Source organism: Nodosilinea sp. LEGE 07088 (assembly GCF_015207395.1).
Lineage (GTDB): Bacteria > Cyanobacteriota > Cyanobacteriia > Phormidesmidales > Phormidesmidaceae > Nodosilinea.
Window position 1 is genome coordinate 1 of the sequence record NZ_JADEWX010000149.1, and the last position, 15,015, is coordinate 15,015.

Below are 15,015 nucleotides of genomic sequence, written 5' to 3' on the forward strand. Positions count from 1 at the left end.
ATCAACAATCGAATTAAGTTGATTAAGCGCCAAGCTTATGGGTTTGTAAACTTTGAGAATTTCCGTAAGCGCTTGCTAGCTTGCTTTTCTGATTAGAAAAACTTATCACCATGCTGCCGGAAGAACCAAAAGTTTCCAAATCTAGCTTTGAAAGTGCTATCTCGTTAGCAAAAGCCCATGCAAGGTAGCTGCTTTTAGAGAATTCTTGGATGCGTTCAAGAACGACTTTTTCCGAACTATCTAGTTATTTTCAAATCTCAAACTACCCCCACTAAAAGCTTCGTTGCCGAGCCAGACCATCACATCAACCATACCCATTACTGAAAAAGGAGACTCACCATGCAAATTAAAGGCGCGATCGCACTGGTTACCGGTGCCAACGGCGATATCGGTCAATACTTTGTCAAAGCGCTCTGCGACGCAGGTGCTACCAAGGTCTATGCCTGCGCCAGAAAGCCAAGTGATTTGACTAGCCTCGTGGCAGTTAATCCAGAACAGATTATTCCGATTGCGCTGGATATTACCAATTCCGATTCTGTTGAGACCGTCGCTCAAGCCTGTCAAGATGTGAACTTACTGATTAACAATGCTGGTGTTGGGCTATTAAAAGGATTCATCTCTGCTGCGGATCTCTCCAGTGCCAGAGCCGAGATTGAGGTCAATTACCTGGGGACGCTAGCCATGTGCCGTGCATTTGCCCCCATTCTACAAGCGAACGGTGGGGGAGCGATCGTCAATATGCTTAGCATCCTTGGGAAAATAAATTTTCCGATGAACGCCTCCTACAGCGCCTCAAAAGCAGCAGCCGTGTCCCTGACCCAGGGGTTGCGAATGGAACTCAAATCACAAAATACATTGGTTGTCGGTGTCTTGCCAGGAACCGTTGATACACCAGGGAGTCAACATTTTCCGCCCCCCAAGGTCTCGCCAGAGGATGTCGTTCGTGAGGCCTTGCAGGGCGTGATTGATGGCGTCAACGAAGTCTATCCCGGTGAGCAAGCTAAGCAAATGGCTGCACAACTCCTGCAAGATCCCCAATCCCTTGAGAACGCGATGTCGGCGATGGTGAATCGCTAATGAGAGGGACAGAGCACGATCAACAGGACATTACTCTCTCTAATCTCCCTCAGCTTGACCCATGGCAAAAGCAACTCCCATCTCCCTTTTCGAGCAAACCCAGTCCATTTGGGTCAAGACAACATTGCTGCTGACCAGCACGCTCACCGTCATGGCAGGGGCAACGATCGCCCCCTCTCTCCCGGCAATGCAGGACTACTTTGCTCAGGTGCCCGGTGCGGCTTACCTCGTGCGGCTGGCACTGACCCTGCCGGCGCTGGCCATTGCGCTGGGTGCGCCGTTTGTTGGTGTGGCCATTGATCGGCTGGGACGCAAGCCACTGCTACTGGTCTCGCTGGTGCTATATGGTTTGGCGGGTAGCTCCGGATTTTTCTTGCCCAGCTTGGGGGGCATTCTGGTCGGGCGAGCGCTGTTGGGACTCAGCGTCGCAGGCATTATGACCACCGCAACCACGCTGATTGCCGACTATTACAGCGGCCCGACCCGCGCGCAGTTTTTGGGGCTTCAGGCTGGGGCAATGGGGTTGGGCGGGGTGCTGTTTTTGTCCTTGGGTGGCTTCTTGGCTGATGGCAATTGGCGATCGCCCTTTCTCATCTACGCCCTCGCTCTGCTGCTGGTGCCTGCCGTGGCACAGCTTTTACCAGAACCGCAGCGCAATCGTCGCGGTGCTGCTGCAAATACAACTCCACAGCCTTTTCCCAAAACGATCGTCATACTGACCTATGGCGTGGCGCTGATTTCGCAAATTGTCTTCTATTTGATTCCAACCCAGCTCCCGTTTTACCTCCAGCAACTGGTCGATGCTGGGCCTTCGCAAAGTGGATTGGCGATCGCCCTGGCTACGTTGTTTGCAGCCACGAGTTCTCTACTGTATCGCCAAATCAAAGCGCGATTGGGATTTGTGGCGATCTATGGTCTAGCGTTTATCCATCTCGCCCTGGGCTACGGCATTATTAGCCAAGCAGCAGGCTATGGCTTGGTTTTGTTGGGGTTGGCGATCGCTGGTTTGGGTCTCGGTCTGCTCATGCCTAATATGAACCTATGCCTTTCAACCGTGACGCCGGATGCCCTGCGTGGTCGCGTCCTGAGTGGCATTACGACCTGTTTGTTTTTGGGTCAGTTTCTTTCGCCTCTGATCAGTCAGCCGATTAGCAGTTTTGTTGGTTTGGCAACGACCTACGGCATTGCCGCTGGGCTGATGGTGCTGTTGAACCTTGGTGCAGGGGGGTTACTGTGGCGCTGGCGATGAAAGGATCGCGGCGGTTAAAACGATCGCCACAACAGGGCGTGGAGCCAGATTATTGCTCTGGGACATGGACAGGTGTAAGCGTAATAATATTACAGCTATTGCTTGAGCCATTTATATTGCATGATCAGACTATGAATTAAGCCCCGAGAATTATTCATTGCTTGTGTGCTTGTGATAATCAAAATGACGATGCCCTGATTGACGAATTAGCGGCGAAAGGTATTGCTTATACCCCATTTTTCCCGCTAGGCGGGTTCACACCGCTGCAATCCTCAGCATTGGAGACGGCTGCGGCCTCACTAGAGACGACACCCATGCAGGTCGCACTTGCCTGGCTTCTGCAGCGCTCTCCGAATATCTTATTAATTCCCGGCACATCGTCCGTTGCTCACCTCCGCGAGAACCTCAAAGCCGCAACCCTACAACTGCCTCAGCAGACAGTTGCCGACCTGAACAAGATTGCTGATCAAGCCAATTAAGGAGGAGGACTTAGCCTTCATCCGCAGCTAGACACACCTGAAATCAGCAAGAAGCAGTTTCTTTGCGCCTTACCGCACCCCCTGCGTTGGAGACTCACGTTAAACCAGATCTAGCTCTGCGGCTCGTTTCACAGCGGCCCGACGGTGATCGATGCCAACGGCAACCGCAGCGAAACCCGCTACGACAACATGAATCGGGTGGTGCAGACCACCGCTGCCGACCCCGGCGGGATCGCAGGGCGGCTCACCTCGCCAATTTCAACGGCGACAGAGTACATCTGGGACTACCGCAATCGATTGACCGGAGTAGTGACCAAAGATAGTGGGGGTATCGTCACTGAGGTGGTGGTGTATACCTATGATGTATACGACCGGCGAATTACCAAGTCGGTAGATGCCGATGGGGCTGGAAGGGCCACAGGGAAACACTTTGTTGATGACCATTATGAAAGCGATGAGGCGAAGAGAATTTCTGGGGTTAGGCCTGGGAACGACTGGGGCATTGTTACTCTCTCAATGCTCAAGCGGATCGTCGCAGTCTGCTGCACCGGGTTCCACCTTGGCCCAAGCCCAGTTCCACACCAGCGAAGATGGGTTACTCCGCTTTGACCTGGTGGCCGCCGCGCAACGGGTAAAGCTGGGTAACCGCGACGCCAACCTGCTCACTTACAACGGTCAGGTGCCTGGCCCTCGCCTAGAGGCCAAGCCTGGCGACACCGTTCAGATTCGCTTCACCAATCGACTGAGTCAGCCTACTAACCTGCACTATCACGGGCTCCACATTCCGCCGACGGGGACGGGGGACAACGTCTTTCTCGAAATTCTGCCCGGTGAAGGTCACACCTACGAGTTCCAAATTCCTCAGAACCATCCGGCAGGCACCTTTTGGTATCATCCCCACTACCACGGGCTGGTGGCAGAGCAGCTCTTTGGCGGGTTGGCGGGGCTGTTTGTGGTGCGCGGCGAACTGGATGAAATGCCCGCAATCAAGGCGGCTCAGGAAGCCTTTCTGGTGCTCAAAGACTTTGCCCTCGATCGCAGCGGCAACATTCCCAACCCCGGCCATATGGCCCAGATGACCGGACGCATTGGCGATCTGCTAACCGCTAATGGACAGTTCAATCCATCCCTGGAGATCCCGTCAGGGGGACTGCTGCGGCTGCGGCTGTTAAATGCCTCAACCTCTCGGTTTTTCTGGCTCTCCTTGGAAGAGCACCCATTTCATCTAATTGCTACGGATGGCGGTGCGATCGCATCCCCCATCGCACTCAACGACCTGGTGCTAGCGCCCGGTGAGCGAGTAGAAGTCTTAGTCCAGGGCAACCAAGCGCCCAGACCGTACCGCCTGCTGAATCAGCCCTTCAATCCAGCCCAGGGGATGATGGGCGGCGGCATGATGGGCGGTGGCATGATGGGGCGAGGGATGATGGGCGGTTCCCCAAATCGCGGCACCACTGAAACCGTTGCCACCCTGACCTATAACGGTGCGATCGCTCCCCTCTCGCTACCCACCCAGTTGATGGCTGTTGAACCGTTGCCGGAACCTCAAACAACGCGACAGTTTACGCTCAACCACGGCATGGGCATGGTGTTTCTGATTAACGGTCAAGCCTTTGACCACAGCCGCATTGATACCCAAGTAGCCCTCAACACTGTCGAAGACTGGGAGATCGTGAATACCGGCACCATGGCTCACCCTTTCCATGTCCACACCAACAAATTTCAGATTATCAGCCGCAACGGTCAGCCCGCCCCCTATGCTGCGTGGAAAGATGTGGTTTTAGTGAGTCCAGGAGAGACTGTTCGCATTCGTATGCCCTTTCGCGACTATACCGGTAAGACGGTCTATCACTGCCATGTGTTAGACCACGAAGACCGAGGCATGATGGGCACTCTAGACATTCAGCCAGCTTAGGTGCTTGGCGGGTCAGTTATAGCCTGAATAGGCAAAAGGTGACCCCAATGGCTATGACAGCGGCACCCTCTAATTGCCATAGCCGTAGGGCTACACAATTTCAAGGATGGTTGAGAAGGCGGCGATCGCCCCTGAATCCACCGCCGTGTACTGTGCCCCTACCGTCTCTGTCTGTATCGTGGCACCACTGCGGGAGATGCCATCTACATCGCCCAGCAGGTCATTGATCAGGCTGAGGGGGTCGCCTTCGCTAAAGCCCACCATGCCACGGCTGCGGTTGGCGCTTCTGGCGATAGTTTGCAGGTTGCGCAAAAGCCCGCGCAGCTGCTGCCGGCTCACAAGGGTTAGCACCTCTAGAAAACCAGCCCCGCTCACTCGAAACTGCACGCCGTCTTCGTTGCGGGGCACCACCAGCGACTCGCCGCTGTCGATGCGGGCGGCTTCCTCCGGGGCGTCCCACCGGGCGGGGTGGAGCGTGATGATGTTGCCACTGCTGTCGATCACCAGGCAGCTCAGGTAAACCGGGTTGGCTTCCTCGTTCGTGATCTTGATGTTGATCAGCTCGTCGGTCTGGTAGGTGGCCCCCGTTAGCTCTGTGCGAATACGCCCTTGCCCAGCCAGGTTACCCCGGCTCAGAAGAGGAATTTTGGGCCCGCGCCCGCTGCTGGTATAAATTTCGCCCCCCACTCGCAAATCAGAAGCGGTACTGGCCAGCTCTTTGAGCACCTGGGCCACCAAGAGCGATCGCAGCCGGGGCTGGAGGCGGTTGACCGCTGCTGCTGCCGTTTCGCCCACCGGGCCAGCCGACCCCGCCACCAGGTTGTTGAGATCGGCCGAGTAGAGACCGATCGCCCCAATGGGGGGCAGCTCGGCCACGCCACTCTGGCCCAGGCGCAGCTGGGTCTCTTCGCTGGTGCGAGCCAGCACGTATTCTACCGCGCTCTGCTGGTTGACGGGCAGCACCGTAATGCGGTTGGTCGTGCCGCTGCTGAGCACGGTGCTGAGGGCCGTTTCGGCAGCGTCCTGCTCTGCCGACAGGGAAGGATCGACGCCGATTTTGAGGGTAGGGGATGCGATCGCCGCAATTTTTTCGCGCAGCAGCAGCCCGGGCCGCACCGCTGCCGACGACCCCTCCAGCAGCTTGCCATAGGCGAGCAGGCCATTGCGAGACACCAACGCTACATCCCCCAGGGCATCGCCGCTAGTCGGATCGAGCAGGGTGTAGACGGTGCCAGGAACAGCCGTTTTGAGGGTCTGGTCAGACATGCCCCCCAGCCAAAACTCAAGCTGCTCCCCCTCGACCGTGCGTACCACTCCCTCGGCAAAGGGGGCCAGGGCGTCGGTGAAGTAGAGCGGTTGGGCCAGGTTATCAACACCGGGGGCCGTTTCAAAAATGGGGACTTGGGTGCCCCGGTTCTGGGTAGAAATTTTAGTGCTGCGCACCAGGTTGACCTGCACGGTGCTAGCAGCCTCGGCGGCGGGCAGCTGCCACAGGTAGCTGGTGAGCAGGTAGGTAAAGGCTCCGGCGGCGGCGTTGGTATCGTAGGGTATCTCGTAGGCCTCCTGGTCGCAGCTGGCCGAGCCCAGGGTTACCCCCTTCGCAATGCCCTGGGCGCGCCGCCGTTGAAATTCTGCTTCGTCTAGGTTGAGGCTCTGCTGCCAGCGCTTTTGCTGCTCTAGCTCGGCGACTATGGGCAATAAAAATCCGCCACTGCGGGCCGCGCTGAGGCGGCTGCTAGTGGCCGCCCTAACGCGGGCGTTGCCTCGGGTGCCTCCCCCCGAAAAGCAACTGTCTAGCACAACGGTCAGGTGGTCGGTGTTGACCCGCTCCATGAGCAAAAATAGGCTGCGACCCATGATGTCAGAGACGGCGATGTCGTTGCCGCTGCTGAAAAATCCGGCATCACGGGGGACTAGGGTGCCGTTGAGCCCATTGGGGTTGCTGTTGGCCCCGCACTGGCTGACCACAATGGGGTTGGGGTCGAGCACCCTAGAGCCGTGCCCCGAGTAGTGAATTACCACCACGTCTCCCGGTTGGGCCTGCTGGATGATGTGCTCTTCAAAGGCTTGCAGAATATTGGCGCGGGTGGGCAAAAGGCCTGAATCATCTGTGACTTGCAGCACATCGGCAGAGTTGAACCCAAAGCGATTGACCAGCAGCTGGTACTGCATTTCGACATCGGTTAGACAGCCGTTGAGGTCGGGAATGTTGGGGTCAGTGTATTGGTTGACCCCGATTAGCAGGGCCAGCTTGCGAGGATTGCTCTGGGCCAGGGCTTGGCCATAGCGATCGGCCTGGCGCAGCCAGTTGGTTTGGCTAAGGCCCAGGGTGGCCAGGCTAGCCCCGGCAGCTTGGAGAAAGTGGCGGCGTTTCATCGATGGCATGGCTTGGACTCCAAAAGGTGGGGGATGATGCTAGGGCCGGGATCTCCATCTACGCAGCGTCGGCTTTTCCATCAGGGAACATACCGGGTTGGCGCAGTCGGGCTAAAAGACACCCGCGCTCAGCCAGTGGCGCTACCAGCGGGCGAGCTAGAGCAATTGGCAGATGGAACGCACAACTGGGCTGAACGCCTTGGGCAACGACATCTTGCTCTATGGCTGACGACGAGGAACTTATACAGTTAGGCCCAGGATTTCACCACGAGGTTGGGTGGGAACTAGGGTTGAGGTTGAGGACAGAAAAATCGCCTATTCGGCTGAACCAGTTAGCGTAAAAGCTGACCACAGGTGCGGGTCGGAGTATCTGGGCCGGATGGTAAGTTTGGCAAAGCGCCTGGGTGTTGTCGCCCTGATGCTGACCTACATCACCTACATCAAAGTAAGCATGGCCTAGATCGTCTAGCGCCATTCTCTCTGGCAGCCGATCTTTAGAATTGCGATTGAGTTTCAAACCTGTCTCAGCCAAATTTTTCTCATCAAAGGCAGCGGCCGGTTGAGATCGGCCTAGGCTTAGAGAAGCCGTGCCTAATCCATTCAATGCAATTCTTGCCATTTCCTGGTCGTTAGTCTCAAGCGCAAGCGCGAGTTGCTGGGTGTAAAAGTTACTCGCTTTTAGGTACTGATTTAGGCTCATATGCGCCAGCCCTAGGCATTCGAGCGTAGTCATTTCTCGCTGCTGGTCGCCAATCTGGCGGGCGGTGACTAAGCTTTGCTCAAGCAAGTCAATGGCTGCTCGGTACTGCCCTGAGCTGGTATAGGCAGGTCCTAAACTGATTAGGGCACTGGCTTCATAGCTTCGATCGCCGATCTCACGAGCGATGATCAGTCTTTGCTCATCAAAGCTCATCGCTTCCTGGTGTCTATTCAGCCTCCGGTAGACAATTGCCAAAAGATTGAGTACGCTTGCTTCTCTTTGCCGACTTTTCTGGAAGAAAACTGAGCGTACCTCTGGGTTTTGGTAAAATTTCAGCGCTTGTTGCCAAGATGTAACGGCCTCTGCAAACTGGTTGACCTGATACCGGCAATGCCCCAATTCGCGTAGCCGATCGCCGACTTCCAATCGAGCAGCAGGATCAGGTTTAGCGGCGGCTGGGGTCGAGTAGGTTGGCTGAGGGCTAAGCGAAATCAGTGGGGTGAGGAGTGCGGCGATCGCACTCACCCTAAGGCCTCTAACCAGCAACAGATTCATGGGGCTATGGGAGAAGGGCATGTCTCAAAACCTACCGGGGACAGTTTAGCGGTATGTATTGCTGGGCTGGTTTGACTTATTCAGCCGTTCGTCGGCCTCGCCATTAAGGCTCCGGCTCAGCGCAGATTTCAGCAACCAGGGCCTGGCGGTCTTCGAGTAGGGTGTCTGAGGGCTCCTCGGCAGTAAAGAGCAGCTGTAGAGCGTCGGCGGCAAGCTGCTTGCCCAGCAGGTAATCGAGCTGGAGGCGTAGGCTTTGGTCGGGGGCCGCTTGAAGATACTCAATCGTGGCGGCAATGCGATCGCGCTCATCCCCGGCGGCCATTACCTGAAAGGGCACCCGCTGTCGAATCCCCAGCGTGCGATCGCGCCGCCACTGGTAAAAGACCCACTCGTACTGCTCCCCTGGCACCAGCGGGTCACCGTCGTAGGCCACCTGTACCCAATTTTCGTCACCCGGTATCACCGAGGTGCTCCAGAGGGCGTTGGGTTCATCCGCTAGCCGTAGGTCGAGCCGGACGACACGGCCTTGGGCCATCACCAGCGGCTGTTCAGTCCACAGGGTTTCACCCTGGCCGGGGTTGACCAGGCAGAAGGGGGCATCGCCCCGCGAGCCCCCGTTGCCCCCCGGGCCACGCTTGGGGCTACCGCCGTTAAGAAAGCCGCGAATTCGCTGTAGGGCACCAGCCGTCGGCGCCGACGGCTGGGCCAGGCTGACCGGGGCGATGGTTAACCCAGTCGTGGCGGCGATCGCCGCCATAGCCAGCATCCACTTAACGTTGTTCACGGGCTTTCTCCTTTAGCATCGGTAACGCATACAACCAAACCGTCAGCGACGGCAGCAGCCAGGGCAGCAGCACCGCTGCGCTGATGTAGAGCTGCAAACTGGCCAGACCCGACCCGGCGGTGACGGCCGCCAGCACCGCCCCCAACCGGAGCGGGTTGACCCTGGGCCGATTGGCCAGATATAGGGTCAAACCCTTGCCTACCAAAGCCGCCAGCAAAATCATCCCCAGGTCGGGAATGGGAATGACCAGGCGGTGGGTCAAGAGATGGTGGGTCATGTAGGCATGGGCCTCGCCGCCAGTAATGTGGGTGGTGCCGCGTCGCCAGTAGCCCATGGCCGGGGGCAGGGGCAGGTTATCATCTCCATCGCTGGCGATCCCGGCCGCATCATAGCCGCCAGGGGCCACAATAACCACTCGCTCCTGCAGGGCTGAGGTGCCCAGGGCCGTTGGGGGCGACTCTAGTAGCTGCCACGCGGGTACCGCCTGATACACCCGGTCAGGCGGAATCGAAAAATCGATCAGGGGTTGCAGCCAGCGCTGCCCCAGCCAGCTAGACACCCGCGTCAGCGGGGTAGGGCCAGCCTGATACGGCAAATCTGCGACGTTGTGGCGCAAAAAGGTTTGCACCTGAGTTTCTAGCGGCAGGTCGACCACGCCGGGCTGAGGTACGGCCGGTTTGCCGCTGCGGGCCTGCTGATTTAGCCGATGGGCCAGGGCCAGCTGATAGCTAAAGGGCATGCCGTAGTCCGTCGGCGGCGGCTGGATGGGCAACTGCCAGTAGGGCACCCAGGCATCGCCCTGCAAAATCAGGTCTGATGGGGCCACCTGGTCGTAGAGGTGGCTCCAGTCGCCACCGGCATTTTGTTTGGTAATAAACACCTGCCAGGCTTGGTTTTGAGCAACCGCCTGACGAATGGCCTGGCTAAGGGCCGCGTCGTTTTCGGGCTGGGGCAGATCTAACAGATAATCGACCCCGATGACAGTGGCTTGCTGCTCGGTCAGGCGGGTGAGAATATCGGCCAGCAGCCCCCGATCGATCGGCTTAAAGTCAGTAGCGCCCCAGCGGGAAAAGGTGGCCGAGTCTACCTGCACCAGCACCACCGGGGGCTCGACCATAGCGGGTACCTGCCGGGTGAGATCGCGGTAAATTGCCTGGGCCAACACTCGCCGGTTGAGCAGCCCGTAATGTACGGGCGAGATCAGGCTGAGTAGGGCGATCGCCGTCACGCTCAGCGCTTCCCAGCGGTTGGGTCGCCACTGGCGCCCGATGCTCTGCCACCCCACCGGCTGCACCTGGTAGGGCACCGAGTCGGGATGGCGAAACAGCGACGGCACCAGGTAGGCCGACGGATAGGTGAGGTTTTGCTCGACCTTGAGAAACCGACAGGCGCCGGCCAGCGCCTCCTGAGCATTTTCGTAGCGGGCCAGTCGCTGCAACAGCTGCACCAAAAACGTCTGGGCCACCTCGTTGTGAATCGGCTCGCGCATGATCGCCACCTGGCTCAGACCCAGGTTGATCAGCCCGTGGGCGATATCGAGCCCGCTGCACGAGTTGAACAGCGCAAACTGGAGGCCGTGCTGCTGGGCCTGCTGCAGGTAGGGGCTGAGCTCTTTGACCGAAATAGCGGTATGGGGGGCGATCGCCACCTGTCCATCCACCAGCGCCGCCTCGTTGCTGTGACCGGCAAAAAACAGCACGTCCCAACCCAGGGGGTCGGCAATGGTCTGGCAGATCCGCTGTTTCAGGGCCACGACCTCTTCCCCCGGCTGCCAGCCGATGTAGTGAATATCCAGCAGCTGCTTCTGGGCATTGAGGGCCGTGCGCTCGCCGGTAAAGTTGAGCCCGGTCTCGTCGCCTAAAATCGCCAGCACCCTGGCTTTGCCCCGCCGAAACGATCGTCGATCGGCGCTGGCGGCGCGGATATGGGCGGGCGATCGCACAATCTGCATGTGCTGACCAACTTCCCAGGTCTCCCAGGGCAGGCGGGCCATTTCGATGGGCGAGCAGGTCAAAAACAGCTCGGTTTTAGCGTTACTGACCGACTCAGGCCCGGCCCCTGGCACAGCGGTCAGCAGTTCAGCCCGCAGATCAAATAGATCCCCATGCTTGAGCCAGGTATGAAACTCTGACAGTAGACGCGCCTCGGCCTGCACGAGCTGACTGTGCCAATCAATTGCCACCGAAACCACCTGCCCCGCCGTGCCCACCCGGCCCCGCAGGGCCTGCTTGTAATAGCCCAGGTAGGCCCTGCGCCAGGCGTCATACAGCACCAGCAGCGCAGCCGGGAACGCCAAACTGGCGGTCAGCCGCTGCCCCTTACCCCAGGTGAGATCAAACAAACAGCTCTGGTCAATTTTGTGAATGCTGAGGCGATAGATCATGACAGGGGAGCCTCAGGCCGAAACACAAAGGGCGGCCAGTTGAGGGTCGAGCCATTGGGCAACGCCACGGTGGCGGTAAATTGCTCATCCCAGGTGCCGATCACCTGGGCATAGAGGTAGGAGGAGGGGGTGTCTTGAGTCAGGGTTTGCTCGACCAGGGTGGTGGTGGCATCGTTCACGAGCAAACGGGTACCGGGCACTAGCTGTTGCCCAGGGAGCGGGCCGAGGAACAGAAACAGTGACCATTCCGGGGGCTGATTGTCAAATATTGTCCAGGTGAGGGCGTAGAGGCGCAGGGGTAAGCCTAGCTGCTGGAGGTCGGTGTAGGCCCCTCGGGCGGTGGGGGGAATGGTGATTCCGGCGGGCTCGAGTTCGCGCAACACGGCTTCTAGCTGTTCTGCCGGGGTGGTGGGTAGCGGCATCAGCGCATTGGCCGGAGCCAGGGGCGGCAGCAGCGTCCAGGCCAGGGTCTCGGCTACGGTATCGAGCTGGTCGCGCAGCCAGCGGCCCGCGTTGATTAAATCACCTGCCCATGCTCTCGCTGGCCCTGGCGATCGCGGTGAGCTGTCTGCCAGAGTTAGCCCTGCTGCCGGAACAGTCAGCTGCTCTGGATTTAAACACTTTAAATAGAGCAGTATCTCTGCCGGGGCGGTATCGAAGTAGCGCACCGGAACGGTGTAGGTGCCATCAGCATTGGTGGCTAGCTGAGTCTGGTGCTGGTACGCCAGCAGGCGATCGCGCCGCAGCCCGGCCAAAATAGTTACCTGGTCGGTCTCGTCTCGCACCTCTGCCAGCAGGTACAGATGGGCAAAGTTTTCGTCATTATCCAGGGTGCCTGGCGGAATAGTCACCACCGCATCGCTCAGGCTGCCCTGGGCCACCAGGCACAGGCGCAAGCCGTTAACCTGGCAGGCAATACCGGGCGTAGGGGGATAGTCGAGGTCGTAGCTCAGCGATAAGGTCTGGGCACCAGCCCCTAGCCAGGTTTGCACACCCCGTAGCGCCATGGCCCGCAAAAACGTGGGCCACTGTTGAGCCGGGTCGCTGACCTGCTGGCAGATCGCTGTGGCCCACTGGGTGTCGGCGGCTGACAGCGTCACGGTGGTGGACTGGAGCGGCTCAAACTCAAAATCTTGGGGTTCGGTAGAGTGGCTCATAGGACGTTGGGGTGCAAAAGGGGAGGGGGATAGCAGCAGAATGACCATCACTCAGTACCTGGCATAAATTGGTGAATAGTGGTGCAGAGCTGGCGAGCAAACAGACTTTTGGCGGTGCGGCCCTGGGGAATTTTGGCTTCGGCTTCGGCGGCGGCGATCATTTGATTGACCTCCTCGTTGAGGAGATTTTCTAGGGTGTGGTCGATGGCGCGCAGGCGATCGGCAGAGATGTAGTTGAGGGCCTGGTGACGGACGGTTTCGCACAGGCGTGGCACCAGCTCATGGCGCACGTCTGCCTTTAACCGCTTGAGATCGAGCAGACGGGACACCTGCACCTGGGAGCTGAGGCCAATTTCGTCCGCCAGTTTGCCCATTGACAGCCCCTGGCAGTGAAACAGGTGCAACCCCTGCACGTAGGCGCGATCGCGGGGAGGCTGGCGGCTTTGCAGCCGAGTCAGGTTGGCCTGAATCACCTGGGCGATCGCATCGCCGAGGCAGTCGGCTAGCGCTTGACGATACCCCTGCACAAACTCGTCCTGGTCATTGTCGCCCTCTAGAGGGGCAGCATCGCTGGCAATTTGATCCCAGTTGGGCTCTTCGCGCTGGTAAACCAGCGGATTGCCCCCTCGCACATGGATGCGGTACTGGCGTAGCTGCCCGGCCAGTATTCGGAGCTGGAGCAACAGGTCTGCTGCGACTACGTCAGCATTGATGGCATGCAGTTGCTCAGGGGTGGGCTTTTGGCAGCGCCCGGTCTGGCCCGCCTGGCGTTGGGCAATGCGATCGCGTCGATACACCTGGTGATAGCGCTCTAGCAGGGTCGCGGCCTGGGCCACCTCGTACTCACTGCACAGGTGGTACTGATGCAAAATGCGCTGCACCTGCTCTGGCGTGGTGTCGTTGAGAATCGCCCAGTCGCTGACTCGGTAGAGCCCCCGCTCCAGCAGCGCCCGGTTAAGGGCCGGGTGGTGGTTGGTCAATCGGCTGCTCCAGGTACTGAGGGCCGCTTTGGCCGGGTCATAGGTCTCTAAAACCTCCAGCGTAAACGGGCGGTGGGTGGGTTCAGGCTGCCCATCGTCGTCTAACACCAAAAAAAACAGCTCGTTGGCTGTAAAGCCGTAGGTTTCACCAAACAGGGTAGTCAGCCGCAGGCACACGCTGCGAATTTGGTGGGTGATAAAGCACCGCAGACTGAGCTGGGCTAGATCGGCCTGCGGCCCGGGCGATCGCCAGTGGGTCAGCAGCGATCGCTGTAGTTCGCCCTCCAGGTCATCTGGCCCGGCAATCAGACGGCTAAAGGTACTCTGCAACCAGGCGCGCACCTGGGGTAACACCTGCAACTGGCACTGCCCTGAGCTAGTCAGGCGCACCAGTTGCCAATAGCGAAAAACGTTGTCCATAGCGTTGCGAGAGCTGGGCTGGTATCAGTGTTACATCGCCATGGCCCAAAGCCAAACCGATGCACCCGGCGAGTGTCCTAGGGGTTTTAAGGGTCGGTGGCGTAGCGTAGATCATCCTGGGTAGTGACATCCTCGCCGCCTGCGGCGGCAGGGAAGCAGATTGGCCAATCCCTTCCCCGAGCGCATAGCCGCGACCCCAGCCGCCTATGGGGATACCGCTGCGAGACGATAGTTGCCCTGGGCCTCAAACTCATAGGAGGTGACCAGCACCGTGTATTTATCGGTTGCGGGCAGGGTGATGTCAATGCGAGAGTTGGTATTGCCTTCGCTGATGTCATCATTCAAGGCAAGTCTTTCGCTATTAGAGTCAAACACCATCAAAATGGTGTCAAAATCGTCGCTGTCTAAGGTGAGCGAAACCGCCTGACCGGCATTGCCATCAAAGTCGTAGAAAGCCACAAAACGGTTGCCCTCGTCAAACTCAATCACCTCTTTTTCGGGGCCGAGACGGTCTTGTACTTGCAGCAGCGGAGTCGATGCTATGGCCTGCATAATACCTACTGAAGGGGCGCTATGGGGCAGATGGCGAATGGTGAATGGGGCGGCAACGGAGACCAGTAGAGTGACAAACGATAGCCCAACGGTGGTGAGCAGTTTCATAGCAGTAAGTCCTTGATGAAAGGGTTAGGTTGCGGTCATCAAGACTTACTTCTGAGCTCTACCGACTTATTCACCCTTAGAGTGTTCCAACTCAATACCTATCCGGTGTCTCTCCGCCACCGGCTCCTCTCTTCATTCGGATCGCCTCCTATTGTCGGGTAAAGGAGGAGGTTTTGTACATAGCCCCCTCCCTCCCCTCAGAACCGTGCATACGACTTTCACCGTACACGGCTCAAGCAACGTCTTGAGATTCAGTGTCCTCGATTCTTAACAACCCTTA

At 58.4% G+C, this 15,015-nt stretch carries 12 protein-coding genes and 1 pseudogene; 6 read left to right on the forward strand and 7 right to left on the reverse strand.

Going from position 1 to position 15,015, the window contains the following annotated elements:
* The 6 genes and pseudogenes from IQ254_RS33875 (at position 1) to IQ254_RS23880 (ending at position 4,720) form a co-directional block, all read left to right on the forward strand.
* On the forward strand, positions 1 to 96 hold the full coding sequence (locus IQ254_RS33875; protein ID WP_369011301.1) for a transposase: 96 nt from the start codon (positions 1 to 3) through the stop codon (positions 94 to 96).
* Positions 97 to 339: 243 nt separating this feature from the next.
* Positions 340 to 1,077 carry an SDR family oxidoreductase gene (locus IQ254_RS23865; protein ID WP_193968656.1) on the forward strand — a complete coding sequence of 246 codons (738 nt, stop codon included), beginning with the start codon at positions 340 to 342 and terminating at the stop codon, positions 1,075 to 1,077.
* Positions 1,078 to 1,138: 61 nt separating this feature from the next.
* Positions 1,139 to 2,326, forward strand: coding sequence for an MFS transporter (locus IQ254_RS23870; protein WP_193968657.1), 1,188 nt, complete (start codon positions 1,139 to 1,141; stop codon positions 2,324 to 2,326).
* A gap of 179 nt (positions 2,327 to 2,505) precedes the next feature.
* Positions 2,506 to 2,805: pseudogene (locus IQ254_RS23875) on the forward strand (aldo/keto reductase); the annotation flags it as partial.
* Positions 2,806 to 2,949: 144 nt separating this feature from the next.
* The gene (locus IQ254_RS33250) at positions 2,950 to 3,414 is read left to right on the forward strand and encodes a hypothetical protein (protein WP_228041032.1); all 465 of its coding nucleotides are present in this window, start codon (positions 2,950 to 2,952) and stop codon (positions 3,412 to 3,414) included.
* Positions 3,365 to 4,720 (forward strand): multicopper oxidase family protein, encoded by a 1,356-nt coding sequence (locus IQ254_RS23880; protein ID WP_228041033.1) that lies wholly within the window; start codon positions 3,365 to 3,367, stop codon positions 4,718 to 4,720. The genes IQ254_RS33250 and IQ254_RS23880 overlap by 50 nt, the downstream gene beginning before the upstream one ends.
* Before the next feature lie 90 nt (positions 4,721 to 4,810).
* Here IQ254_RS23880 and IQ254_RS23885 read toward each other — a convergent pair whose 3' ends face one another.
* From IQ254_RS23885 to IQ254_RS23915, 7 genes are all read right to left on the reverse strand, one after another.
* Positions 4,811 to 7,105: a caspase family protein gene (locus tag IQ254_RS23885; protein ID WP_228041034.1), complete on the reverse strand. Its 2,295-nt coding sequence runs from the start codon at positions 7,103 to 7,105 to the stop codon at positions 4,811 to 4,813.
* Between the two features lie 253 nt (positions 7,106 to 7,358).
* Entirely contained in the window at positions 7,359 to 8,321 is a 963-nt protein-coding gene (locus IQ254_RS23890; RefSeq protein ID WP_313887547.1) for a tetratricopeptide repeat protein, read from the reverse strand.
* A 133-nt stretch (positions 8,322 to 8,454) separates the two neighbouring features.
* Positions 8,455 to 9,135 carry a hypothetical protein gene (locus IQ254_RS23895; protein WP_193968659.1) on the reverse strand — a complete coding sequence of 227 codons (681 nt, stop codon included), beginning with the start codon at positions 9,133 to 9,135 and terminating at the stop codon, positions 8,455 to 8,457.
* The gene (locus IQ254_RS23900; RefSeq protein ID WP_193968660.1) at positions 9,122 to 11,518 is read right to left on the reverse strand and encodes a CHASE2 domain-containing protein; all 2,397 of its coding nucleotides are present in this window, start codon (positions 11,516 to 11,518) and stop codon (positions 9,122 to 9,124) included. Before IQ254_RS23900 ends, IQ254_RS23895 begins: the two co-directional genes overlap by 14 nt.
* Positions 11,515 to 12,675, reverse strand: a complete 1,161-nt coding sequence (locus tag IQ254_RS23905) for a DUF1822 family protein (RefSeq protein ID WP_193968661.1) — start codon at positions 12,673 to 12,675, stop codon at positions 11,515 to 11,517. Before IQ254_RS23905 ends, IQ254_RS23900 begins: the two co-directional genes overlap by 4 nt.
* Positions 12,676 to 12,722: 47 nt before the next feature.
* Entirely contained in the window at positions 12,723 to 14,075 is a 1,353-nt protein-coding gene (locus IQ254_RS23910; RefSeq protein WP_193968662.1) for a hypothetical protein, read from the reverse strand.
* Between the two features lie 204 nt (positions 14,076 to 14,279).
* Complete coding sequence (locus IQ254_RS23915; RefSeq protein ID WP_193968663.1) at positions 14,280 to 14,735, reverse strand: PPC domain-containing protein; 456 nt, start codon at positions 14,733 to 14,735, stop codon at positions 14,280 to 14,282.
* Positions 14,736 to 15,015: the final 280 nt, after the last annotated feature.

Excerpts from the sequence above, each read along its gene's own strand:
- IQ254_RS23865 (WP_193968656.1), top strand. The coding sequence starts at position 340 with ATGCAAATTAAAGGCGCGATCGCACTGGTTACCGGTGCCAACGGCGAT.
- IQ254_RS23905 (WP_193968661.1), bottom strand. The coding sequence starts at position 12,675 with ATGAGCCACTCTACCGAACCCCAAGATTTTGAGTTTGAGCCGCTCCAG.
- IQ254_RS23910 (WP_193968662.1), bottom strand. The coding sequence starts at position 14,075 with ATGGACAACGTTTTTCGCTATTGGCAACTGGTGCGCCTGACTAGCTCA.
- IQ254_RS23870 (WP_193968657.1), top strand. The coding sequence starts at position 1,139 with ATGGCAAAAGCAACTCCCATCTCCCTTTTCGAGCAAACCCAGTCCATT.
- IQ254_RS23915 (WP_193968663.1), bottom strand. The coding sequence starts at position 14,735 with ATGAAACTGCTCACCACCGTTGGGCTATCGTTTGTCACTCTACTGGTC.
- IQ254_RS23885 (WP_228041034.1), bottom strand. The coding sequence starts at position 7,105 with ATGCCATCGATGAAACGCCGCCACTTTCTCCAAGCTGCCGGGGCTAGC.
- IQ254_RS23900 (WP_193968660.1), bottom strand. The coding sequence starts at position 11,518 with ATGATCTATCGCCTCAGCATTCACAAAATTGACCAGAGCTGTTTGTTT.